Source organism: Massilia sp. CFBP9026 (assembly GCF_034045165.1).
Taxonomy (GTDB): Bacteria; Pseudomonadota; Gammaproteobacteria; order Burkholderiales; family Burkholderiaceae_D; genus Telluria; species Telluria arenae.
The window spans coordinates 147,216-170,760 of the sequence record NZ_JAXCWH010000005.1 but is presented as its reverse complement, the minus strand read 5'-3'; the positions used below and the strand labels follow the sequence as shown (position 1 = coordinate 170,760).

Sequence of the window (23,545 nt, the reverse complement as noted above, 5' to 3'; positions counted from 1 at the left end):
GTCAGGCTTTGCGCCTCAATGAACGGGAATGGTGATGAGCGAACGTATCATCTCGGCGATCAAGCTGGGCGGCCAGCAGCTGGCCGCCGTGGTCACGCTGCCGGGGCCGGAGCGCTACGAGTACTTCATCAAGCGCGTCGCCGACGCGCGCGAGGTGTGGGGGCTGTACCAGGATGGCTGGGCCCTGGCCAAGACCGACGACGGCACCCTGGTGTTTCCGATGTGGCCGGCGAGCGACTACGCCAGCCTGTGCGCCGAATACGAATGGGACGGCTATGACGCCCAGGCGTTCTCGCTCGAAGAGCTGATCGACGAACTGCTGCCGCAGCTGGAAGAAGACCGGGTCTTGCCGGGCGTGTTCTATACCCCGGGCGACAAGGGCATCACGCCCAGCGTGGTCCAGCTGATTGGCGACCTGGAAGATGAACTGAGGAGGACGTAGGGTTTACATCTGCCCCAGCAACTCCTCCACCACCTCCAGCTGCACCGGCTTGGTCAGATGGTGGTCGAAGCCGGCCTCGCTCGAGCGCTGGCGGTCGCTCTCGGCGCCCCAGCCGGTCAGGGCCACCAGCACGATCCCATCCAGTTCTTCCATGGCGCGCATCGCGCGCGCCGTGTCGTAGCCGCTCATGCCCGGCATGCCGATGTCGAGGAAGGCGATCCGCGGGCGAAACTCGCGCGCCGCCTCCAGCGCCGCATGGCCGTCGTGCGCCACCCGGGTGACGTAGCCCGACGCCTCCAGGATCATCGACAGCGTCAGCGCGGCATCGACGTTGTCGTCCACCACCAGCACTTTCAGGCCGGCGCCGCCGTCGCGCGCCGGCGCTCCCTCGCCCTGTGGATGCGCGGCCCGGCCGTCGGTCACCTCCGCCAGCGGCAGGCGCACCGTGAACACGCTGCCGGCATTGGCGCCGCCGCTCTCGGCCACCACGCTGCCGCCATGCATCTCCACCAGGCGCCGCACCAGCGACAGGCCGATACCGAGCCCGCCCTGCGAGCGGTCGACGGTGCGGCCGATCTGGCTGAACATGTCGAACACGCCGGCCAGCGCGTCGCCCGCGATCCCGACCCCGGTGTCGCTGACGGCGATCACCGCGTCCACTCCCTCGCGCCGCACCGATAGCCGGATGCGCCCGCGCGCCGGCGTGTACTTGGCGGCGTTGTTGAGCAGGTTGGCCACCACCTGGGCGATCCGGGTGGCGTCGGCGTCGACCAGCAGCGGCAGGTCGGGCACGTCCACCTCGAGCGCGTGCTGGCCGGCCTCGATCAGCGGCAGGCTGGTCTCGACCGCGCTGGCCAGGATCGCGCGCAGGTCGGCGCGCTGGCGCTTGAGTTCGAGCTTGCCGCCGCTGATGCGGGCCACGTCGAGCAGGTCGTCGATCAGGTGCACCATGTGGCCGACCTGGCGTTCCATCATTTCCCTGACCTTGCCGACCGCCGCCGGATTGTCGCCGCCCAGGCGCATCACCGACAGGCCGTTGCGGATCGGCGCCAGCGGGTTGCGCAGTTCGTGCGCCAAGGTGGCCAGGAACTCGGTCTTGCGGCGGTCGGCCTCGGCCAGGTCGTCGGCCAGTCGGCGCAGCTCTTCCTCGGAGCGCTTGCGCGCCGTGATCTCGGAAAACAGCAAGGCCACCTTGCGGCTGTCCGGGCCGCCGATGCGGTTGGCGTACACGTCGAACCAGCGGCCCATGGCCGGCGCCTCGTTCTCGAAGCGCGCGGGAATGCCGGTCAGCGCCACCCGTCCATAGGTCTCGAACCAGAAGTCGTCCAGGGCGGGCAGCATCTCGCGCGCCGTGCGGCCGATCGCATCCACCAGGCCGGTATGGCGCTCGAACATCGGGTTCATCTCCAAAAAGCGGTAGTCGACCGCCTTGCCGGCGTCGTCGAAGATCATCTCGAAGATGCAGAAGCCCTGGTCGACCGACTCGAACAGGGTGCGGTAGCGTTCCTCGCTGGCGCGCAGCCGCTCTTGTACCTGCTTGCTCTCGGTGGTGTCGAGCACGATGGCGACCAGGCCCTCGAATTCGCCGTCGGGGCCGCGCAGGGCATTGACGCTGCTGGTGGCCGAAACCAGCGAACCGTCCCTGTGCAGGTAGTACTTGTCGAGCGCCACGCCGGCGGCGCCGGCCTTCAGGCGCTCGAGCGCATCGTGGGTCTGGGCGCGCGACTGCGGCGCGGTGACCTCGGCCACGCTCAGGCCGAGCAGCTCGGCCTCGCTGCGGCCCACCATCGCGCAATACTTCTGGTTCGCCAGTACGATGCGGCCAGCGGTATCCATCTGGACCACCCCGGTGGCGGCCTGGCTGACGATCTTCTCGAAGCGCTCGCGGCTGGCGTGCAGCGCGCGCTCGGCTTCCTTGCGCTCGGCATCGAGCCGCACCTGCTCGGTGATGTCGCGCGAGATGACCAGCAAGCGCGTCTCCTGGCCGTCGCTCGCGGCGGTGCGGGTGACCATCACGTCCCACCATTTGGGCCTGCCCTTGACCGTCGCGCAGGCGGCGCTGAAATGCCCGGTGCCGCCGGCGCGCGCCGCGTCCAGCGCCGCGTCGACGACAGCGTGCGATGGCTGCGGCCAATAGGCCGTCCATGGCTTGCCGCGCACCGTCTCGATGTCATCGATCTCCATCGAGAGCAGGCCGTTGCGATTGATCGCCAACACCAGGCCGTCCATGCCGAGCAGTTTCACGCAATCGGGAATCGCTTCGAACAGCGTCCATCCCAGGGTGATCGTGTCCTGCTGCGTCGTGGTGGCGCGGTTTTCCTGCATCTGTATGTTTCCCGATAAAAACGTCATCTATACCACAGCGGCCGCGCCATCGGCGTCGGCGTCCAGTGAATGACACGGAAATCGTGAAGATGCCGCTGAGAAAAGCACAAGCGTGCCGCGCTCCTGTCATCAAACTGTGATCAAACCGTCACAAAGTAGTCATGTTGCCTTACTACTATTCAGTGGCTTTCCTCTCCCACACTAGAAAACAGGATCCACTTCCGTGAACAAGCCGACCGATTTCGCCCGCATCCCTGCCGAACATGATGATGTCGATTCGAACAACTCGTCGAATGAACACTTCAGCGACGTTCTCCAGAAACGCCTGAGCCGCCGCAGCATGCTGCGCGGCGGCGCTGCAACGGCTGCGACCGCGCTGCTCGGCAGCTTCGGCCTGACCGCCTGCGGCGGTTCGGACGACGATCCTGTCACCCCGCCGACCAACCCGCCAACCGGCACCACCCCGCCGCCGGCGCCGGTCGAAAAGCTGCTCGGCTTTACCGCCGTCGGCAAGAGCCTCGCCGATAAAGTGGTCGTCCCGGCCGGCTATACCGCCACCGTCCTGTACGCGCTGGGCGATCCGCTCACCAGCAGCACCCCGGCCTTCAAGAACGACGGCACCGACACCGATTTCGAGAACCGCGCGGGCGACCACCACGACGGCATGGAATTCTTCTCGCTGTCCGACACCGGCGGCGTCTCGACCAGCGGCGCCACCCGCGGCCTGCTGGCGATGAACCACGAAGCTACCACCAACGAAGGCCTGCCGTCGTACTTCGTGCACGCCAACGGCGGCACCAATGCACTGCCACGCCCGGCCGCCGAAGTGGACAAGGAAATGGCCCTGCACGGCCTGTCGGTCCTCGAAGTGCGCAGCAACAGCGGCAAATGGGAATACCTGTCGGGTTCGACCTTCAACCGCCGCGTGCACCAGCAGACCGAAGTCCAGATCTCGGGCCCGGTGCGCGGCAATGCCCTGGTCAAGACCAAGTACTCGCCGGACGGCACCAAGTTCCGCGGCACGATCAACAACTGCGGCACCGGCCGCACTCCATGGAACACCTATCTGTCGGGCGAAGAGAACTGGGCCGGCTACTTCACCCGCTCGGCGACCGACAACGCCGCGCGCGGCGACAAGAGCGTCGCTTCGCTCAACCGCTACGGCATGTCGCAGGGCGCGGCCTCGCGCCACGGCTGGGAAACCGGCGGCGCGGACGACAAGTACCAGCGCTGGGACTTGAGCAAGAAGGGCACGTCGACCGACGGCAGCGACGATTATCGCAACGAACTCAATGGCGAAGGCTATATCGTCGAGATGGACGCCTACGACAAGACCCGCGCGATCAAGAAGCGCACCGCGCTGGGCCGCTTCGCCCACGAAAGCGCCTCGTTCGGCCGCCTGACCGCCGGGCAGCCGCTGGCCGTCTATATGGGCGACGATTCGCGCGGCGAATACATCTATAAGTTCGTGTCGACCGCACCGTGGAACCCGGCCGACGCCGTCGCCGCCGACCGCATCGCCACCGGCGACAAATACCTCGACAGCGGCAAGCTGTACGTCGCCAGGTTCAATGCCGACGGCAAGGGCCAGTGGATCGAGCTGACCATCGCCAACGCCGCCATCGCCGCTTATGCGACCTACAAGTTCGCCGACCAGGCCGACGTGCTAGTCAACGCCCGCCTGGCCGCCGACGCCGTCGGCGCGACCAAGATGGACCGTCCGGAATGGTGCGCGGTGAACCCGGCCAACGGCGAGATCTACTACACGCTGACCAACAACAGCAACCGCCGCGTCGAGCCGAGCAGCTCGAGCCAGGTCGCCCCGGATGCCGCCAACCCGCGTTCATACACCGACATGAAGGGCACCACCGCCCAGCTGGGCAACTCGAACGGCCACATCATCCGCGTGCGTGAAGACGCCGCCGGTTCGACCGCCACCAGCTTCGCCTGGGACGTCTACCTGTTCGGCGCCGAAGCCGCCGCCGATGCGTCGCGCATCAACCTGTCGGGCCTGACCAACGACCAGGACTTCTCGAGCCCGGACGGCCTGGCCTTCAGCACCTCGACCGGCATCTGCTGGTTCCAGACCGACGATGGCGCTTACACCGACGTCACCAACTGCATGATGGTGGCCGGTCTGCCGGGCAAGGTCGGCGACGGCAAGAAGGTCTCCCTGAGCTATCCGAAGACCGACGGCTCGACCCTGAACGTCGACACCTTCGTGGGCAAGGCCGCCAGCGCCGATACGCTCAAGCGCTTCCTGGTCGGCCCGGTCGGCTGCGAACTGACCGGCATCACCGAGACCCCGGATGGCAAGGCGCTGTTTGTCAACATCCAGCACCCGGGCGAGACCACCGCCGCCGCGAATATCGGCGATGCCAGCAAGTACACCAGCCAGTGGCCGGCGAACGCGGGCTACGGCGCCGGCAAGCGTCCACGCTCGGCGACCCTGGTCATCACCAAGAACGACGGTGGCCGTATCGGTTCGTAATGTAAGGTCGTAAGGTAGAACGGGCCGGTTGCGCAAGCAGCCGGCCCGTTTCTTTTATGGCGCGCAAGACGGGATCGGCCGCGCCGTGTCAGCATCGAGCGGACCGACCAACGAGGAGCCGCCATGCCTGCCCTGCCGCTATCGACCTACCTGCGCCTCGCGCGCGCCAGCGCCGCCTACGACGTCATCCAGATCCTGCCCTTCGCCACGCCCTGGACCTTCGCCCTGCTGATCGACCGGCTGTCGGCGCTGAACGTATGGCTGGGCGGCGCGCCGCTGCCGCCGTTCGCGCCGCTGCACCTGTTGCTATCGTCTCTCCTTGGCACCCTGGTGCTGCTGTGGTGCGCCGTGCGCCTGAAGGAACCCAGTCTGCGCCTGGGCCGCTTCGACGGCCTCGGACGGCTGCTGTTCGCGTTCTGGATAGGCTGGGCGATGCTGGAGGCGGATCTGCCGGTGCTGTGGCTGTTCCTGGTCCCCGAACTGTTCTGGGGCGTGGCGCAGTGGTGGCCGGTCGCTCAGGCGAGCGGCAGCAACACGCCGCGCGCCGCCTTCACCAGCGACATTCCCATGCGCTCCAGCCGCGGCGGCTGAATGCGCCAGGCGTGCCAGTACAGCGGCACGTCGTGGTACAGCTCAGGAGCCAGGTCGACCAGTTCACCCGTGTCGAGGAAGGCGCCGCATTGCTCCTCCGGCAGCATGCCGTAACCCATGCCGTGGCGTACCGCGTGCACGAAGGGATCGCTGGCCGGCACGTAGTGAAACGGATAGGCGCCGTCCGGCAGGCCGAAGTGGGTGAGCAAGAAAGAAGACTGCATCGCATCCTTGCGGTCGAACACCATCAGCGGCGCGCGCTGGGCCGTCGCGCGCGTCATCCCGTCCGGGAACCAGCGCCGCGCGAAGCCGGGAGAGGCCACCATCCGGTAGCGCATCACGCCGAGCGGGCTGGCGCTGCAGCCGCGCATCGGTTCGGTCTCGCCCGAAATGCAGGCCACCGCATGGCCGCCCTCCAGCAGCGCGAAAGTATGGCCCTGGTTGTCGAGGACGAATTCGACCAGCAAGCCTTCCGCATCCAGGATGGGCGCCAGTACCGGCAGCAGCCAGGTCGCCAGCGTGTCGTTATTGACGGCCAGCGTGACCCGCGCCGGGCCGGGGTCATCTTTCATCCCGGCCAGGAATTCCGATTCGAGCAGCGTCGAGCGGCGCAGGTATTGCAGCAGCCGCGTGCCGGGCGCGGTCGGGCGGCAGGGACGGCTGCGCACCAGCAGCGGTGTGCCCAGCTCTTGCTCGAGCGCCGCGATGCGTTGCGAGATCGCCGACGGCGTCACCTTGAGCTGGGCCGCGGCGCCTTCGAGGCTGCCGCAATCGATGGCAGCCAGGAAGGCGGCGCTGCGGCGGGGATCGATTGTCATGGATTAGATTTTCTTAAGTAGCCTGAATAATCATGAATATAATTGAAGTAGCCCGGCGGGGCTGGGATAGTGGCGCCTTTACAAAGGAGGCGGCCATGTTCTCGCATCAGGTTTATCTACAAGGTTTGGTCCTGGGCGCCGGCCTCATCATGGGCATCGGCGCCCAGAACGCCCACGTGCTGCGCACGGCGGTGCGCGGCCGGCACGTGCTGCCGACCGTCGTCACCTGCATCGTGGTCGACGTGATCCTGATCGCCGCTGGCACCGCTGGCCTGGGCGCCCTGATCGAGGCGTCGCCGCCCCTGATGGCGCTGGCGCGCTACGGCGGCGCCGCCTTCCTGATCTGGTATGGCCTGCGCTGCTGGCGCAGCAGCCTGCGTGGCGGCGCTTCGCTGGCGGCCGACCCGTCGGCCCAGGCCCAGACCCTCGGCGCGGCGCTGGCCACCGTGCTGGCGCTGTCGCTGCTCAACCCGCACGTCTACCTCGACACCGTGGTGCTGCTGGGCGCCGTCGGCAGCAGCCTCGCGGCCGAGCAGCGCAGCTCCTTCGCGCTGGGCGCCATCACGGCCTCGATCCTGTGGTTCACGGCGATCGGCGTCGGCGCGCAGAGATTCGCCCCGGTGCTGGCGCGACCGGCGGTGTGGCGTGTGTTCGAGGCGCTCACTGGCGCCATGATGCTGGTGCTGGCGACGTTGCTGCTGATAGACAGCTGAGCAAAAAAATGGATGGGTTAGATGTTGTCCGGTGTAAAGTTGCTATTTACCCATCCATCGCCCGGAGGCTGCTTGAACCGCTTGACCCTGAAAGTCCTGACCCTTTGCCTGGCCACCGCCGGCCTGTCTTCCGTCCACGCGGCCGATGTGATCATCACCGCCGACCGCCTGCTCGACGTCAAGAGCGGCCGCATGATCCAGAACCCCGAGATCCTGGTGCGCGACGGGAAGGTCGTCAGCCTCAAGCCGGATGCCGCCACGCCTGCCGCCGCCGACGCGACCCGCATCGCCCTGCCCGGCATGACCCTGCTGCCCGGCCTGATCGACATGCACGTGCACCTCGATTCCGACCCGACTTACGGCGGCTACAAGGGCCTCGAATACAACGACCGCTTCTGGTCGGCGCTGGCCGTGGCCCATGCGGGCAAGACGCTGGATGCGGGCTTCACCACGGTGCGCAATCTTGGCGCCTCGGACTGGAACGACGTCGGCCTGGGCCAGGCGATCGCCGCCGGCAAGGTGCGCGGTCCGCGCATCGTGCCCGCCGCCTGGTCGTTCGGCGCGACCGGCGGCCATTGCGACAGCACCTACTTCCCGCCGTCGATGGAAGAGAAGAACAAGTACAACGCCGACAGCCCGGACGAAGTGCGCAAGTCGGTGCGCGAGCTGCGCAAGTATGGCGCCCAGGTGATCAAGGTTTGCGCCACCGGCGGCGTCTTCTCGCGCAATACCGAACCGGGCCAGCAGCAGATGACCCTTGCCGAGCTGCGCGCCGCGGCGGAAGAAGCGCACCAGTGGGGCCTGCAGGTGGCGGCCCACGCCCACGGCGCTGCCGGCATCAAGGATGCGATCCGCGCCGGCATCAACACGATCGAGCATGCGAGCCTGATCGACGACGAAGGCATCGCCCTGGCCAAGAAGCACGGCGCCTGGCTGGCCATGGACATTTATAACGGCAGCTATACGGCGGCCGAGGGCAAGAAGAACGGCGTGCTGGAAGATAATCTGCGCAAGGACCGCGAAGTGACGGAACTGCAGCGCCAGAACTTCAAGAAGGCGCATGCGGCCGGGGTCAAGATGGTGTTCAGCACCGACGCCGGCGTGCACCCGCACGGCGGCAACGCCAAGCAGTTCGCCGTCATGGTCCAGTACGGGATGACGCCGCTGCAGGCGATCCAGACCGCCACCGTCAATGCCGCAGAAGCGCTGGCGCGCAAGGACGTCGGCGTGGTCGAGCCGGGCCGCTATGCCGACATCGTGGCGGTGAAGGGCGATCCGACGGTCGACGTCACCCTGCTCGAAGCGCCGGCGGTGGTGATCCAGGGCGGCGCCATCGTCAAGGGAGGAGCGATCTAAAGCGCATCCAGGCGCTCCAGGGATTTCAACAGCGGAGCGCAGCGCTCCTTCACGAGCGCATGCAGCAGCTTCACCGCGGGCGAGAACTGTTTGCGGTGCGGGCACACCAGGTTCAAGGGGGTGGCTTCGCCGGGGACTTCCGGCAAGACCACCTCGAGCCTTCCCGCCGTCACGTCTTCGCAGACGTCGAGCCAGGATTTATAGGCGATGCCTTCGCCCGCCACGGCCCAGCGCCGCACCACGTCGGCGTCGTCGCTGACCAGCGATCCCTTGACCTGCACCACCTGGTCTCCTTCAGGTAGTGGGAAGCACCAGCGGTCATAGATGCGCCCGCGCAGGCGGTAGGCCAGGCAGGCGTGCGAGGCCAGCTCGGCCAGCGTTTGCGGGCGGCCGTACCGTTCCAGGTAAGCGGGAGACGCGATCAGCACGCGCCGGTTCTGCGGCGCCACCGGCAGCGCGATGAAGCTGGCGTCGTCGATCTGGCCGTAACGCAGCGCGATGTCAACCGGATCGCGGAACACGTCCGCCACCTGGTCCGACACCAGCAGCTGGATGTCCAGGCCCGGATGCGCGCGCCGGAATTCCGCGATCCACGGCAGCAGCACGTTGCGGCCGAAGTCGGACGGCGCCGCCACCTGCAAGGTGCCGGACAGGGACGCATTCTCGCCGCGCATGCCCTCATGGCCGTCACGTAGCGCCTGCAGCGCATCCTGGGCAAACGGCAGGTAGCGCTTGCCCTCGTCGGTCAGGCGCAGGCTGCGGGTCGAGCGCGCGAACAGACGCACGTCGAGTTCGCGTTCCAGCCGTCCGATCGCTGCGCTGACCTGGCCGGGCAGCAGGTTCACTTCGCGCGCGGCCTGCGAAAAGCTGCCCAGGGCCGCGGCGCGCACGAATAGCGACAGGTCGTCGAGCCGGATCATTTTCTCTCCCACAGTGAAAGTGAAACCCTCCCGTGGCGCTGTTTCGCGGCTGGCGCCTTCTCTAGAATCGTCGTCACTGTATTGGCCCCACTTTATCCCTGGAGAAGAAAATGAAAGCGATAGTCTATACCCAACACGGCCTGCCCATTGACGACCCGCAGGCCCTGGTCGACACCGAGCTGCCGATGCCGCTGGCCGGCCCGCACGACCTGCTGGTCGAAGTGCGCGCCGTCTCGGTCAACCCGGTCGACACCAAGATCCGCCTGGGTTCCGCGGTGAACGAGCCGCGCGTGCTGGGCTGGGACGCCAGCGGCATCGTGCGCGCCGTCGGCGCCAACGTGACCCTGTTCGCGCCGGGCGACGAAGTATTCTATGCCGGCTCGATCGTCCGCCCCGGCTCCAACAGCCAGTTCCAGACGGTCGACGAGCGCATCGTTGGCAAGAAGCCCGCGAATCTGGGCTTTGCCGAAGCGGCCGCCCTGCCCCTGACCTCGATCACGGCCTGGGAATTGCTGTTCGATCGCTTGCGCGTGCCGGAAGGCGGCGGCGAGGGCAAGTCGCTCCTGATCGTCGGCGCCGGCGGCGGCGTCGGTTCGATCCTGACCCAGCTCGCGCGCCGGCTCACCAAACTCACCGTGATCGGCAGCGCTTCGCGCGACGCCACCCGCGAATGGGTGACCAAACTCGGCGCGCATCACACGGTCGACCATACCCGCCCGATGCAGCCGCAACTCGAAGAACTGGGCTTCGCCAACGTCGACATCGTGATCAGCCTGACCCACACCGACCGCCACTACCAGGACATCATCGACGCGCTGGCGCCGCAGGGCCAGCTGGCGCTGATCGACGATCCGGCCACGCTCGACGCGGTGCCGCTCAAGCGCAAGTCGATCTCGCTGCACTGGGAACTGATGTTCACCCGCTCGATGTTCGAGACGGCCGACATGGTGCGCCAGCACGAGCTGCTGAACCGGGTGGCCGCGATGATCGAGGACAGTACCTTGATCACCACGCTGGGCGAGCACTTCGGCACCATCAACGTCGCCAACCTGCGCCGCGCCCACTCCCTCATCGAGAGCAACCGCGCGATCGGAAAAATCGTGCTTGAAAACTTTTAAGTCTCAGATCGCTTAAGATCGCCGGATTGACCATCAGAAGGAGCACCATGAATATCCTGTCGGCCGCACAAAAACGCCATACCGCCAAAGCCTACGATGCAGAGCGCCGCATCCCCGAAGAAGTGATGCAGCAAGTGTACGACCTGCTGCGCAGCAGCCCGTCGTCGGTCAACTCGCAGCCATGGCACTTCGTCGTCGCCAATACGCCGGAAGGCCGTGCACGCATCGCCAAGGCGGCGCAGGGCGGCTATTCCTATAACGCGGCCAAGATCACCGATGCGTCGCACGTGATCGTGCTGTGCTCGCGCATCGACATGGACGAGGCGCACCTGGAAGCGCTGCTGGACCAGGAACAAGGCGATGGCCGCTTCCGCGACGCCGCCGCGCGTGCCGGCCAGGACGGCGCCCGCCGCGGCTACGTCAACCAGCACCGCTTCGGCGGCAAGGACGTGGCGCAGTGGCTCGAGAAGCAGGTCTACCTGGCGCTGGGCACCGCGCTGCTGGGCGCGGCTACGCTCGAGATCAACGCGACCCCGATGGAAGGCTTCGACCAGAAGATCCTGGACGAGGAGTTCGGCCTGAACGCGAAAGGCCTGACCAGCCTGGTGCTGGTGAGCTTCGGCTATTCGTCGGAAAGCGACTTCAATGCCGGCCTGCCGAAATCGCGCCTGACCCAGGAAGCGACCTTCACCTTCATCTGATCGTGTGACTTTCGCCACCTGCGGGTGGTGTTCGTGAAAACGGCGTGCAGCGATGCACGCCGTTTTTCTTTTTTCCCCGGATTTGGCCACACGCATAATGGCCTAAATCGAGGTATATACGGCCAACGGGCCATGCCTCGTCTCCGTAGACTGTTTCCATCGACAACGAAACACCAACAAGGAGAACGACATGACCACGACCGCACAAACCACCACCGCCCTGATCACCGGCGCCTCGACCGGCATCGGCGCCCGCTACGCCCAACGCCTGGCCGAACGCGGCTACGACCTGGTGCTGGTGGCGCGCAACCAGCAGCGCCTCGAGCAGGTCGCCGCCCGGCTGCGCGCCGAGACCGGCCGCAAGGTCGACATCCTGGTCGCCGACCTCACGCAAGGCGCCGACCTGCGCCGCGTGGAAGAGCGCCTGGCAAGCGATGCGTCGATCACCCTGTTGCTGAACAACGCCGGCCTGGGCGCCACCGCCAGCATGCTCGATTCGAGCGTCGACGATCTCGACCGCATGATCGCGCTGAACGTGACGGCGCTGACCCGCCTGACGCGCGCCGTCGTGCCGCGCCTGGTGGCACGCGGCCAGGGCACCATCATCAATATCTCGTCGATCGCCGCCGTCGCTCCCGAGGTGCTCAACGGCACCTACGGCGGCAGCAAGGCCTTCGTGCTGGCGCTCACCCAGTCGCTGCAGCACGAAGTCGGCGCCAAGGGCATCCGGGTCCAGGCCGTGCTGCCGGGCGCCACCGCCACCGAATTCTGGGACCACGCCGGGGTGCCGGTCGCGCACCTGCCGCAAGAGATCGTGATGCCCGTGAACGACATGGTCGATGCCGCCCTCGCCGGCCTGGATCAGGGAGAAGTGATCACCATCCCGGCCCTGCCGGACAGCGCCGACTGGGATTCGTTCGAGAACGCCCGCCGTGCGCTGGGGCCGAACCTGTCGCATACCAGGCCGGCGCCGCGCTACAGCGTTGCCCTGACCGAAGCCGCCTGACTATCGGCGCGACCGGTCGCGAATCCGATCCCTCGCATCAGGGATCGAGCGGATCCCACGGATCGACGCGCAGCGAGCGCACCGACGGTGTGAACTCCACCTCGTACGGCGAGTGGCGCTTGCCGACGGTGCCTGGATCGTAGCCGAGTTCCGCCGGATTGCGTGCCGCGAACTCGGGGCTCGAGATGTAGCGGCTCTGGCTTGAATTGGCGACGATCAGCGTCGGCTTGTCCAGCGGCGCGCCCATCGCGTGCAGGCGCCGGGTGGCGTTGCGCAGATTGGTCGTGGTGTGGCGCGCATAGGGCTCGATCACGATGCGCTCGGCGGGAATCCCGAAGCGCTCGACCAGCGTCTTGCGCATCTCCACCGCCTCGACATAAGTCGATCCTTTCGGGTGCACGGCGGCGCCGCTGGTGATGATGAAGGCCACATCGCCCTGCGCGAAGCGGCGCGCCGCCAGTTGCAGGTGCAGCTTGCTGCGCGCGCTGATCGAGAGCGCCGGGTTCTCGGGGCCGACGCCGGGGATGATGATCGCCGAGTAGCGGTAGCGCTGCCAGTCGGTCTTCTTGGCCAGCGCGAACGGCGCCGCGTTGTGGGCCTGGTCGAGCGGCTCGAACAGCACGGCGTCGCGCCGCTCGTTGGCGTCGATCAGGGCGATGGCCAGCGCGATGCTGGGGTCCAGCCGCACCGCCGGGTCGTGCTTGCCGGCGTCGGCCAGCCAGATCGCATCGGCCACCGAGGCCTTGAAGCCGGCGCCGTCGACCTTCTCGACGGGGCCGTCGATCATCGGATAGCGCGATTGCGTGCCGAAGCCATAGGTCTGCAGCACGGCGTTCAGGCCCCGCAGCTCGCGCACCACCTGGGCCCTGGCGCCATCGTCGGCCAAGCCGGGCTGCTTGCCGGATGCCGGCACGGCAGCCGCCACCGCATCCATGTCGGCATCGGTCCAGGTGGCCGCCAGCAGCAGGCACTTGGGCGCCAGCTCGCAGGCGTCGATCCGCTTCCTGCGTTGTTCCAGCACGGCGGCCAGCGCGGCCGGCGCGCGCTCGGGCTGGATCGAGGTCACCAGCGGGAACATGCGGCCTGCCATCAGCGACCAGTGGCGGTCGACCGCCGGTGCGGCGTGCAGGGGAAGTGCGGCAGCCAGCGCTGCCGTGAGCATCAAATGTTTGATCATCGTGTTACCAAGCCTTGCTGATGGAGAAGCGCGCGCTGCGTCCGAACACCGGGCGGCCGTAGATCGCCACGCTGCTGCCCTGGCCCGCCAGCGCGTCGGTGCGGGTGTTGCCCTCGGTGAGGCCTTTTTCGTTCGTCAGGTTGTCGCCGGTGAGCTGGAACTGCCAATCGCCGCGGGTGACGGTCACGCCGGCGCCGATCGTGTGGAACGAAGACAGCTCGGTCGCGTTGAAGAAGTCGACGTAGCGCTTGCCCATATAGGCCACGCTGCCGTAGACGTCGACCGCATTGCCGCCAAGCTTGAAGCTGTAGCTCGGACGGATGTTGCCGAATACCTTGGGCTGGCGGATCAGCTGGTTGCCGATGATCTGCGACGGGTCGGCGCCGGTGGCGCTGGCGAAGTCGCGGTACTCCGGTTCCTGCACCGTCAGCGAGGCATTCACCACGAAGCGGTCGGTCAGGTACCAGGCGCCGTCGGCCTCCGCGCCCTGCACCACGGCCTTGCCGTAGAACGGCACGGTCTGGTCGTTGCGGCCGGTGACCGGGTTGAAGGCCACGAACGAGGCGTTGAGCGGATCGAAGTTGGTGCGGAAAGCGGTCACGTACAGGTAGGAGCGTCCGAAGTTGGCCTTGACGCCCACCTCGTACTGGTCGGCCTTGGTGGTCAGCACCAGCGGGTCGACCGACGAGGCCACGTTCATCGTCGGCGGCACTTCCAGGTGCGACACGCGCGCATAGCCGCCCAGGTTCGCGCTGAAGTCGTAGTTGGCGCCCAGGGTCCAGTTGGTGGTGCGCGGCTTGTAGACGTGCGACTGGCGCGCACCGGTGAAGCGGCGCGTGGTGTCGTCGGCCAGGGTCGCGCCGTCGCCCAGGTTGGCCTGCGCGGTGAGCAAGGCGTAGCCGTCGTAGCGGTAACGCTCGGTGCGCACGCCGGCGTCCAGGCGCAGCTGGTCGTTCACGGTCCAGGTGTCGTTCAGGTACAGCGCCCCCATGCGCGCCTCGACGTCGCCCTGGTTCAGGGTCGTGGTGTAGCGCAGCACGCCGTTGTCGGTGACCGAACCGAGCACCGCGCCGGAATCCGAATACGCCACCAGGTCGAGGGTGCGCGGGCGGCCCTTCACTTCGATCAGCATATCGTTGTAGACCGACTTGCTGGTGGTGCCGTAGGCGCTGGCATAGAAGCCGGCCTTCACGTCATGGCTGCCGATGCCGGTGTCGAAGGTGCGGGTCAGGTTGACGTCGGCCTGGTGCGAATAGAAGGTGGCGCCCAGCGCCCGGTACTGGCCCTGCATCACCAGGCCGGAGTCCTGCGCCGGGTCGTAGGCTTGCGCGCCGTTGCTGCCGGCGACCGCATAGCCCAGGCGCGCGACCGGCCCGAAGGCGGCTTTGGCGGAGTTCAGGAAGCCGTTGGCGAAGGTGGTCGCGTCGGCCGGGTTCGAGGTCGAATAGAATGCGTCGAAATTGAGTTTGCCGCGGGTGGCGCCGGCCTTGGCCGACAATTGCCAGGCACCGAGGTCGCCCTCGTATTGCAGGCCCAGGTTGCCGAATTCGAGGTGCCGGCCGTCGGCCAGGTCGCGCGTTTCGGTGTGCAGGGCGCCGGTGCCGTCCAGGTATTTCTGCGGCACGCTGCGCAGGGCGGGCGAATTCATCGTGCCGTCGAAATAATCGATGTAGCGGTCGAGCGAGACCGCCGGGTTGCGCGGATCCGAGACCGGGATCGGCAGGTAGAAGGTGTTGTGGTCGTTCAGGTAGTTGGCGCTCAGCTTCCAGGTGCCGCTGTCGGTCACGCGCTTGATGTTGGCGCGGATCTGGCCGCCGCGGTCGTTCGGGAAGCCGTTGTCGCGATGGCCGTCGTCCTCGCGAATGAAACCGCCGACGGCGTAATAAGTCTTGTCGTCGATCTTGCCCGACTGGTAGGCGTCCAGGCGCTTCAGGCCCGTGGTGCCGACCGTGACCCGGGCCTTGCCCATGGTTTTTTCGGAGCCGGTGACGGTGGTGTTGTTGACGATGGCGGCGGCCTGGCTGGCATAGATCGGCGCCGGGCCACCGCGCACGATCTCGACGTTTCGCGTCATCAGGTCGTAGCGGTTCATGCTGTCGCCGCGGAAGAAGAAGCCGTTAATTTCGGTCATCAGGGGCAGCCCGTCCTGCTGGAACAGGGCGTAGCCATCGTCGGTCGGGATGCCGCGCACCCGGGTCACGTTCTGCACTTCGCCGCCGGTCGCTTCCACCTGGATGCCGGGCATCTTGCCCAGCAGGTCGGCCATGTTCAGCGGCGCCAGCTTCTGGATGTCGCCCTGCGACAGGGAGTTCACCGCATACGACACGTCGAAGCGGCGCTGCGGGCGCGCCGAACCGGTGACTACCACCACCTGGGCGCCGGTGGCGGCATCGGCATCCTGGCTCGCGGCCGGCGCCGGAGTTGCCGCCGCAGGGGCTTCCTGGGCTGCGGCGCAGGGGCCGAGCACCGCGAGGGCGCCGAGTGCGCAATGCAGCGCGAGAGTCATTCTTGTCTTGATCATGGAATCGTCCTGGATGGAATAAAGTCAACATGAGCAGAATACGGAGCGTTTTTGACCGGATTATTTATTACTCGTAAAATAAATAAAATCCATAAAGACGAAGACCGGACGATGAAAGCTGCGCGCCTGCATTTGCCCTCGGAAGAGAAACGCCTGCTCTGGCACCTGCGCATGAAAGGCCCGATGCCGCGCACGGAACTGGCGCTGTCCCTGCAGGTCAGCAACTCCGCACTGACCAAGCTGTCGCACAACCTGATCAGCCTGGGCCTGGTGGAAGAACGGGAAGCGACCGAGGCACCAACGCGCGGCCGGCCGACCATCCCGCTCGGCATCTCGTCCCAGGGTGGTTTCGCCGCGGGCGCGACGGTGCACAAGGGCGTGCTGGAGATCGCCCTGGTGGACTTCTCGGGCGAGATCATCGCGCTCGTCAGCGAACAGATCGGCACGCCGAGCCCGGCCGAATTTTCCGCCATCGTGCAACGACACCTGGACGTACTCGGCGTGCGTCATCGCCTGCTGGGCCAGCGCTTCTTCGGCATCGGCGTGGGCTTGCCCGGTTCGCCGCGCTCACGCACGGGCGACTCGTGGCATACGGTGAAGGAGCTGCCCGGATGGAACGACGTCCCGCTGGGGCAGATGCTGGGCGAGGCGCTCGGCACGACGGTCTTGCTGGAAAACGACGCCAACGCCGCGGCCATGGCCGAGTACTACCTGAGCAGCGCCGGGCGCAAGGCATCCACCGTGGTCGTGATCCTGCTCGGCTACGGCATCGGCGCCGGCGTGATCGAGGATGGACGGCTGGTCAAGGGCGGATTCGGCGCCGCCGGTGAAATCGGGATGCTCTATCCCGGCCACCTGCCGCGTCCGAGCACGCTGGACTTGCTGGCGGTGCTGCGCGAAGCCGGCTGCGGCATCGAGTCGGTGGCCCGTTTCGACGAGCTCACGGCAGGTTTCGAGACGGTCGTCGAGGGCTGGCTCGACCGCGCCGCCAGCCAGCTGGAAGTGCTGGTCAACAGTGCGATCGCCTGGTTCGATCCGGAAGACGTCGTGTTCTCGAGTCCCTTGCCGGCCTCGGTAGTGGCGCGCCTGGCCGAGCGCCTGAATGCGATGCCGCTGTGCTGGTCGGCCGAACGGCCGGGGCAGATCCGCATCTCGGCGCTGGGCGGCAGCGCCATCGCGCTGGGCGCCGCGCTGCTGCCGATCCATGCGGCGACGACGCTGGTAGCGGGTTAGCCGCGCTGACATCAGGCTGTCATCCACGACGGCTATCCTCGCAGGATGCCAGACCTTCGCGCATGCGCCGCCCAGCTGAACCGCGACCGCCACGTCGTCGGCTACGCATCGGGTAACTTCGGCAAGGCGATTTTCCTCGGCAGCATCGATGTCACGCTGCTGTTCCTGCTGACCGACATCATCGGCATGCCGGCGGCTGAGGTCAGCCTGCTCATGCTGATCGTCTTCCTGGGCGACCTGGCGTTCGATATCGGCGCCGGCATGCTGGCATCTCACGCCGACCGGCATGGAATCGGCTATCCGCGCCTGATCGCCTTGTGCGTCCTGCCCTGCGCCTGTGCCTTCGGCGCGCTGTACGCCTTGCCGTTTTTGCAGGCGCAAGGCTTCTTCCTCATCGCCACCCTATTGCTGCTGCTGCGCGGCAGCTACGCCGTGATCGACGTGCCGCACAACGCCCTGCTGGCGCGGGTGACCGTGGACAGCCACGCGCGCGGCCGCGCTTCCGGCTACCGCACCCTGTTCAGCGCCGCCGCCAGCGTGGTGGTTGCCACCGTGATCGCGCCGTCGATGAATGCCGCGGCGGGACCGGCGGCCCCGGTGCGCATGGCGTGGCTGGGCCTGTTGGCGGGCATGCTGTTTTGCGCGACGCTGCTGCTGGCGGCATGGTCGTCGCGCGCCGCCGGCCAGCCGCGCGGTGCGCTTCCCCGGCAGGCCTTGGCCAGCGGCTGGTGGCCGAGGCACGACCGCCTGTTCGGTGCGATCGCGGTAGTGGCCGTGGTGACCGGTTTCGCGATCCCGATGTTCGGCAAGACCCTGCTCTACCTGTGCACCTATGTGCTGCACGATGCCGGCTTCGCCAGCCGGGTGCTCCTGACGCTGGCCCTGAGCGGCATCGCCGGCGCCACCTTTTGGATTTCGCTGGTGCCGCGCCACGACAAGACCACGCTGCTGGCGTTGAGCCATGGCGTGGCCGCCACCGGCATCATCCTGTTCGCCTGCGCCGGCGAACACCAAGCGCTGCTGCTGGCATGCGCGGCAGTGGCCGGCGTCGGCGTGGCCGGTGTGGCGATGCTGCCCTGGGGGATCCTGGCGGACATCGTCGACTTTTCGGAGTTCCGTTACCGCGAGCGCAGCGAGACCGCGGCGTTCGCCGCCATTCTCGTTCTGCTCAAGGCCGGCGGCATGGCCGCGCTGGCGACGATCGGCTGGACGCTCGGGCAACTGGGCTACGTGCCAGGCGCCGTCCAGACGCCGGCTGTCGTGCTGGGACTCAAGGCACTGGCGTTCGGCGTGCCCGTGCTGGGTTCATGCATCGCCATCCTGGTGCTGCTGCGGCTGGACATCGGCCACGCGATGCACGCGCGGGTGCGCCGCGTCAACGGCCTGCGCCGCATGGCGCGCCAAGGCCAGCCGATGTAGTTGGCTGGCCTTGGCGCAGCAGCTTTTCCATGAACACCGACTTGAGGTCGACCCCGCAACGGTGCGGATACAACTCTTCGCGCAGCGACAGGAAGCCGGCGCGTTTGTAGAACGGCACCGCATTGAGCGAGGCCGACAGGAACATGCGGGGCAGGCCCCGCTGGCACGCCATCGATTCCAGCTGCTGCAGCAGTTGCAGGGCGATGCCGCGGCCCTGGTGGCTCGGCTCGACGAAGGCGGCATTGAGTTCGCCGGTATCCAGGTTCAGCACGGCGTAGCCAACGATGCGCCCGTCTTCCTCTGCCACGACGGTGCCGCCGGCCTGGACCAGCAGCGGCAGCGAGGCGGGCGCCGGGGCGGCGCACCAGAGGTCGATCACCGCGGCCGGGTAATGGGCGGAACAACCGGCGCGCACCGCCCGGGTGCGCAACTCCCACAATGACGACAGGTCGGCCTGGGTAGCCGGGCGGCGCGATGGCATGGCGTCTCCTTGAATAAAGGCAATAAATGCATACTACACCGGCCGTCCGGGATCCATTCCCGTAGAGCAGCCGTGCGCGCGTCATTCCATGTTCAAGGATATGCTTGCCGCATGCATCATGGAATTCTTCACCCCGGAGGATCACAATGAAACGCGCACTCCTGGCCACCGTATTGTCGATTGTGGCCGCCACCGCTTCCGCCCACCACGGCTGGAGCGAATACGATGCCAAGCAACCCCAGCAGCTGACCGGCACGATCGAGGAATCCGGTTACCAGCAGCCCCACGGCTTCGTGCGCCTGAAGACGGCGGACAAGACCTGGCTCGTGGTGCTGGCCCCGCCCGGACGCATGGAAAACCGCGGCCTGGCCAAGGACATGCTGGCGGTCGGCAATAAGGTCACCGTCTACGGCTATCCCAACCGCAGCAAGGCCAATGAGTTGCGCGCCGAGCGCATCACCGTCGGCGACAAGGTTACGGAGCTGCGCTGAGCTTCCCGCAGGATGCGGCCGCCTGGGCCGCCTCGACGCCGCTGGCCCAGGCCCTGCGCGACGATGCTTGGCTGTATCCGATCGTCGAGATCGTCCACATCGTCGGCTTCACCGTGCTGGTGGGGGCGGCGGCGATGTTCGATCTGCGCCTGCTCGGCTTCGGCCGCAGCCTGCCGGTGCAGGCGCTGGCGCGCCATCTGCTGCCATGGTCCTGGTTCGGCCTGCTGCTGATCGTGCCGAGCGGACTATTGATGTTCTCGACCCAGCCCGAGTTGCTGGATAACGAGGTCTTCCTGCTCAAGCTGGCGCTGATCGTGGCGGCCGGCGTGAATGCCCTCGTCTTTCATGCCGGCCCCTGGCGCGGGGCAGCAGGCTGGCCGGCTGGCGCGCCGGCCTGGGCCAGGCTGCATGCGGCGCTGTCGCTGCTGCTCTGGATCGCCGTGATCGCCTGCGGACGCCTGCTGGCCTATGTCTGATGCGCATTCGACCGCGAACCGGCGGCCTTCGTGCTACAGTCTGTTGCCGCTTTTTCAGCCAACCACGATGCTCAAACAGTTATCCACCTTCGCCGTCGCCTGCTCCATCGCCTGCGTGAGCGCCGGCGCCGCCCAGGCCGCGCTGCCGGTCTATGGTTTCGTCGTCAAGAATACCTATCCCCACGATCCCCAGGCCTTCACCCAAGGCCTGTTCTACCGCGACGGCCACCTGTACGAAAGCACCGGCCAGTATGGCCGCTCGACGATCCGCAGGGTGGAACTCAAGACCGGCAAGGTGGTGCAGAAGGCCGACTTGCCGAAGGAGGTATTTGGCGAAGGTTCGACCGCGGTGGGCAACAACCTGGTCGGCCTGACCTGGACCTCGCAGGTCGGCTATGTGTTCGACCTCAAGACCTTCAAGCTCAAGCAGAGCTTCAAGTACGAGGGAGAAGGCTGGGGCCTGGCCAGCGATGCGAAGCAGCTGTACATGAGCGACGGCAGTTCCTTCATCCGCATCCTCGATCCGCAGACGATGAAGGAGCTGCGCCGGGTGCAGGTGACGGCCGAGGGCCGCCCGGTCGACCGCCTGAACGAACTGGAAATGGTCGACGGCGAGCTGTACTCGAACATCTGGGGCAGCGAGCTGATCGCCCGCATCGATCCCGACAGCGGCAAGGTGCTCGGGGTGATCGACCTGACCGGCCTGCTGCCGCCAGACCAGCGCGGCACCAAGGAGGTCGACGCCGTCCTCAACGGCATCGCCTGGGACAGCAAGGGCAAGCGCCTGTTCGTCACCGGCAAGCTGTGGCCCAAGCTGTTCGAGATCGAGCTGGTGCCGAAGCTGCGAAAATAGATCTAGCTACGGTCGGTAACGTCGATCACGACCTTGCCGAAGTGCGCGCCGGACGCCATGTGGCGATACGCCTCCCGCGCCTGGCCGAACGGGAATACGCGGTCGATCACCGGCTTGACGCCGCCCACGTCCGCGAAGCGCATCACGTCTTCCAGCATGGCGCGGCTGCCGACATAGATACCGACCAGGCGCTTGGCGCTGGCCAGCAGCGAGGCCGGATTGACTTCGCCGCCGAAGCCGCTGACGCCGCCGATGACGGCAACGGTCCCGCCCATCGCGGCGCTCGACACCGATTTGTTTACCGTCCCCTTGCCGCCCACTTCCAGCACCACCTGGGCGCCGACGCCATGGGTGAGGTGCAGCACCTCGTCATGCCACTCGGGAATCGCCTGGTAATTGATCGTGTGGTGGGCGCCCAGCGCGCGTGCCCGCGCCAGCTTGTCGTCGCTGGACGAAGTGACGATGGTGCGCAGGCCCGCCGCACGCGCCAGTTGCAGGCCGAGGATCGAGACGCCGCCGGTGCCCAGCAGCAGCACGGTATCGCCCGGCTTGACGTGGTTGCTGGAGACGAAGATCGCGTTCCAGGCGGTGACCGCGGCGCACGGCATGGTGGACGCCTCGATGAAGGACAGGCCGGCCGGGACGATGGCCAGCGCGTCCTCGTGCAGGATGACTTCTTCGGCCAGCATGCCGTCGATGTCGCCGCCCAGGCCGTGACGCACTTTGTCAGGCGTCGGTCCGCCTTCCAGCCAGTGCGGGAAGAAGGAACCGGCCACGCGGTCGCCCACCTGCACCCGGGTCACGCCGGGACCGACCGCCAGCACTTCGCCGGCGCCGTCCGAGCACGGGATGATGGGATCCTCGACCGACACCAGATAGTTGCCGCTGGCGACCATCAGGTCGCGGTAGTTGAGCGAGACGGCATGCACGCGAATGCGCACTTCGCCGAGGCCAAGGTCGCGTTCCGGGTAGTCGATGCACTGGAGGCCGTCGATGTTTGCGCCGTGAAGAATCTGGTAAGCCCGCATGCGTAAATCCCCTTCTGGTTGATCGGTACGCGGGCCATTGTACGCGGCTGTCCGAGCGCGGGACGCCCGCTTAGTCGCCTGTTTGCCCAAGGAGATTAAAGCCGCTGTAGCCGCTGTATTGCCGCTTGGTACCGAATGCGATGTTCGTGATGTCGCTCTTCGGGACGGTGAGCTGTATGCATATGAGGTCTTTGCGGTAATGCGCCAGCGCGTCCTTGCCGGCATCAGCTGGCGAATGCGCGCGTTGAAGAATGCGTGCATCGCAGGCACTGCATGCCGCCGCACTATTCGCTGCCGCCGATGGGCAATATGGACGCCGGCCCTTTTCATCGATGTGCAATATTCCAGCCCTGCTGGACGATGCAACGGCATTGTCGATGGCCTCTGATTGCTCGACCAGCAGTTCGAGCAGGACAGTCGCCCCGACCCGTGACAGCACGTTGACATTCTCCAGTTCGATGGTTCCCTCCTTGCCAAGTGCCGGTGCGCACGGCACGCCAAACCGCGCCAGGCTGTGACAGCTCGCTCCTGTTACGGTGAGCGTTGCTGCATTCCTGTGACCCAGCGCCAGCGATTGCATGACCGATTGAGGAAATGCGATCGCCAGCCCCAGCCCCAGCGAAAGAATCACTACCGCGATGATGGCGTCGATGCCAATCGACTCTCGTATTTCCTTGAGAGGAGCGATATAGACAACGCCATTGAATATGGTGAGCAAGGCCACCGCGCCGATGGCCAGAGGAATCTCATGGCTATCGTCGCCAGCCGTTGCGAATTTCAGCGCTGCTTGAATGGGGAAGACAAACAGCATTATCCAGAGTGAGAAAGCGACGATATGGCGGCTCACCAGTCGATGTCGCCAATGCTTCAGCGAAAATCCGGCTGCCGTACGCCGCGATGCCGCCATCGCGATCATGGCGGAAACCAATGCGGTGCCGAAGAGTGACAGGTATGGTTTAATCGTGGCCGGAACGCGGGACAACAATTCCGGCCCATACAACACATATACTGCCCAGATGGCGACCGAGGATATCCACAGGACGACCATCTCGGTGAAATCGAAATATCGCCGGTAGGGAACCAGCGGCCATTGGTGTTCGAACCAGCGCAGCGTCAGTCCAGGCAAAAAGCAGGAAAACAGGAAGAACACGACCAGCATCAGGCCGATCAGCGTGACGCTTGCCATCAATCCTGCAAGATCGACCAGGCTGAAATCGGGCAGATACGCCAGATCGGCGTGATAGGAAAGAAGGACCGAGCCGCCGCAAAACAGCATCAGGCTCCAAAGCGCCAGTAGCGGATTCGCCCTGGCGTATTTCCTTAACCATGCAAGATGGGTAGATTGTGGGGCCGTCATCTGAACTCTAAAAATTCAGATTCTATCC

At 66.4% G+C, this 23,545-nt stretch carries 21 protein-coding genes; 13 read left to right on the top strand and 8 right to left on the bottom strand.

The features are described from left to right. The first annotated feature begins 34 nt into the window (after positions 1-34). Positions 35-442: a DUF2750 domain-containing protein gene (locus tag SOM28_RS14060; RefSeq protein WP_005664212.1), complete on the top strand. Its 408-nt coding sequence runs from the start codon at positions 35-37 to the stop codon at positions 440-442. Positions 443-445: 3 nt separating this feature from the next. Here SOM28_RS14060 and SOM28_RS14055 read toward each other — a convergent pair whose 3' ends face one another. Continuing rightward, positions 446-2,767, bottom strand: coding sequence for a hybrid sensor histidine kinase/response regulator (locus SOM28_RS14055; RefSeq protein WP_320468478.1), 2,322 nt, complete (start codon positions 2,765-2,767; stop codon positions 446-448). Positions 2,768-2,990: 223 nt separating this feature from the next. Between SOM28_RS14055 and SOM28_RS14050 the strand changes: the two genes are divergently transcribed. Next, a complete protein-coding gene (locus tag SOM28_RS14050) occupies positions 2,991-5,258 on the top strand; it encodes a PhoX family protein (protein ID WP_123068382.1) in 2,268 nt (755 codons plus the stop codon). Positions 5,259-5,381: 123 nt separating this feature from the next. Beyond that, complete coding sequence (locus SOM28_RS14045) at positions 5,382-5,849, top strand: hypothetical protein (RefSeq protein WP_123068383.1); 468 nt, start codon at positions 5,382-5,384, stop codon at positions 5,847-5,849. Here the strand turns inward: SOM28_RS14045 and SOM28_RS14040 are convergent. Further along, positions 5,774-6,667 carry a LysR family transcriptional regulator ArgP gene (locus tag SOM28_RS14040; RefSeq protein ID WP_320468477.1) on the bottom strand — a complete coding sequence of 298 codons (894 nt, stop codon included), beginning with the start codon at positions 6,665-6,667 and terminating at the stop codon, positions 5,774-5,776. The genes SOM28_RS14045 and SOM28_RS14040 overlap by 76 nt on opposite strands. 95 nt (positions 6,668-6,762) lie before the next feature. On the opposite strand from SOM28_RS14040, the gene SOM28_RS14035 reads away from it, so the two are divergent. Together SOM28_RS14035 and SOM28_RS14030 are read left to right on the top strand one after the other, a co-directional pair. Continuing rightward, positions 6,763-7,380 (top strand): LysE/ArgO family amino acid transporter, encoded by a 618-nt coding sequence (locus SOM28_RS14035; protein ID WP_123068385.1) that lies wholly within the window; start codon positions 6,763-6,765, stop codon positions 7,378-7,380. A gap of 72 nt (positions 7,381-7,452) precedes the next feature. Continuing rightward, on the top strand, positions 7,453-8,736 hold the full coding sequence (locus tag SOM28_RS14030) for a Xaa-Pro dipeptidase (protein WP_123068386.1): 1,284 nt from the start codon (positions 7,453-7,455) through the stop codon (positions 8,734-8,736). Here SOM28_RS14030 and SOM28_RS14025 read toward each other — a convergent pair. Further along, positions 8,733-9,656: a LysR family transcriptional regulator gene (locus SOM28_RS14025; RefSeq protein ID WP_123068387.1), complete on the bottom strand. Its 924-nt coding sequence runs from the start codon at positions 9,654-9,656 to the stop codon at positions 8,733-8,735. The genes SOM28_RS14030 and SOM28_RS14025 overlap by 4 nt on opposite strands. Positions 9,657-9,766: 110 nt before the next feature. Between SOM28_RS14025 and SOM28_RS14020 the strand changes: the two genes are divergently transcribed. The 3 genes from SOM28_RS14020 to SOM28_RS14010 all read left to right on the top strand — a co-directional run bounded on the left by SOM28_RS14020 (position 9,767) and on the right by SOM28_RS14010 (position 12,481). Beyond that, complete coding sequence (locus SOM28_RS14020; protein WP_320468476.1) at positions 9,767-10,774, top strand: zinc-binding alcohol dehydrogenase family protein; 1,008 nt, start codon at positions 9,767-9,769, stop codon at positions 10,772-10,774. A 47-nt stretch (positions 10,775-10,821) separates the two neighbouring features. Next, positions 10,822-11,475 (top strand): oxygen-insensitive NAD(P)H nitroreductase, encoded by a 654-nt coding sequence (nfsB, locus tag SOM28_RS14015; RefSeq protein ID WP_320468475.1) that lies wholly within the window; start codon positions 10,822-10,824, stop codon positions 11,473-11,475. A 190-nt stretch (positions 11,476-11,665) separates the two neighbouring features. Next, positions 11,666-12,481, top strand: a complete 816-nt coding sequence (locus SOM28_RS14010; RefSeq protein ID WP_320468474.1) for an SDR family NAD(P)-dependent oxidoreductase — start codon at positions 11,666-11,668, stop codon at positions 12,479-12,481. A 37-nt stretch (positions 12,482-12,518) separates the two neighbouring features. On the opposite strand, the gene SOM28_RS14005 is transcribed toward SOM28_RS14010, so the two are convergent. Then, positions 12,519-13,658, bottom strand: coding sequence for a YdcF family protein (locus SOM28_RS14005; RefSeq protein WP_320468473.1), 1,140 nt, complete (start codon positions 13,656-13,658; stop codon positions 12,519-12,521). A gap of 4 nt (positions 13,659-13,662) precedes the next feature. Continuing rightward, positions 13,663-16,179, bottom strand: coding sequence for a TonB-dependent receptor (locus SOM28_RS14000; RefSeq protein WP_320468472.1), 2,517 nt, complete (start codon positions 16,177-16,179; stop codon positions 13,663-13,665). 111 nt (positions 16,180-16,290) lie between these two features. On the opposite strand from SOM28_RS14000, the gene SOM28_RS13995 reads away from it, so the two are divergent. Together SOM28_RS13995 and SOM28_RS13990 are read left to right on the top strand one after the other, a co-directional pair. Continuing rightward, positions 16,291-17,412, top strand: a complete 1,122-nt coding sequence (locus SOM28_RS13995) for an ROK family transcriptional regulator (protein ID WP_123068392.1) — start codon at positions 16,291-16,293, stop codon at positions 17,410-17,412. A 45-nt stretch (positions 17,413-17,457) separates the two neighbouring features. Further along, complete coding sequence (locus tag SOM28_RS13990; protein WP_320468471.1) at positions 17,458-18,831, top strand: MFS transporter; 1,374 nt, start codon at positions 17,458-17,460, stop codon at positions 18,829-18,831. Here SOM28_RS13990 and SOM28_RS13985 read toward each other — a convergent pair. Beyond that, positions 18,788-19,312 carry a GNAT family N-acetyltransferase gene (locus SOM28_RS13985; protein ID WP_123068394.1) on the bottom strand — a complete coding sequence of 175 codons (525 nt, stop codon included), beginning with the start codon at positions 19,310-19,312 and terminating at the stop codon, positions 18,788-18,790. The two genes, SOM28_RS13990 and SOM28_RS13985, sit on opposite strands and share 44 nt — an antisense overlap. Before the next feature lie 146 nt (positions 19,313-19,458). Here SOM28_RS13985 and SOM28_RS13980 point away from each other — a divergent pair, with 146 nt between their 5' ends. The 3 genes from SOM28_RS13980 to SOM28_RS13970 all read left to right on the top strand — a co-directional run bounded on the left by SOM28_RS13980 (position 19,459) and on the right by SOM28_RS13970 (position 21,132). Further along, positions 19,459-19,803 (top strand): DUF6152 family protein, encoded by a 345-nt coding sequence (locus SOM28_RS13980; RefSeq protein ID WP_123068395.1) that lies wholly within the window; start codon positions 19,459-19,461, stop codon positions 19,801-19,803. A gap of 134 nt (positions 19,804-19,937) precedes the next feature. Then, entirely contained in the window at positions 19,938-20,279 is a 342-nt protein-coding gene (locus SOM28_RS13975; protein ID WP_229414850.1) for a hypothetical protein, read from the top strand. 67 nt (positions 20,280-20,346) lie between these two features. After that, positions 20,347-21,132, top strand: coding sequence for a glutaminyl-peptide cyclotransferase (locus SOM28_RS13970; protein WP_123068397.1), 786 nt, complete (start codon positions 20,347-20,349; stop codon positions 21,130-21,132). A gap of 2 nt (positions 21,133-21,134) precedes the next feature. Here SOM28_RS13970 and SOM28_RS13965 read toward each other — a convergent pair whose 3' ends face one another. Together SOM28_RS13965 and SOM28_RS13960 are read right to left on the bottom strand one after the other, a co-directional pair. Further along, positions 21,135-22,160: a zinc-dependent alcohol dehydrogenase family protein gene (locus tag SOM28_RS13965; RefSeq protein ID WP_320468470.1), complete on the bottom strand. Its 1,026-nt coding sequence runs from the start codon at positions 22,158-22,160 to the stop codon at positions 21,135-21,137. 70 nt (positions 22,161-22,230) lie between these two features. After that, positions 22,231-23,517, bottom strand: a complete 1,287-nt coding sequence (locus SOM28_RS13960; protein ID WP_320468469.1) for a hypothetical protein — start codon at positions 23,515-23,517, stop codon at positions 22,231-22,233. Positions 23,518-23,545 lie beyond the last annotated feature (28 nt).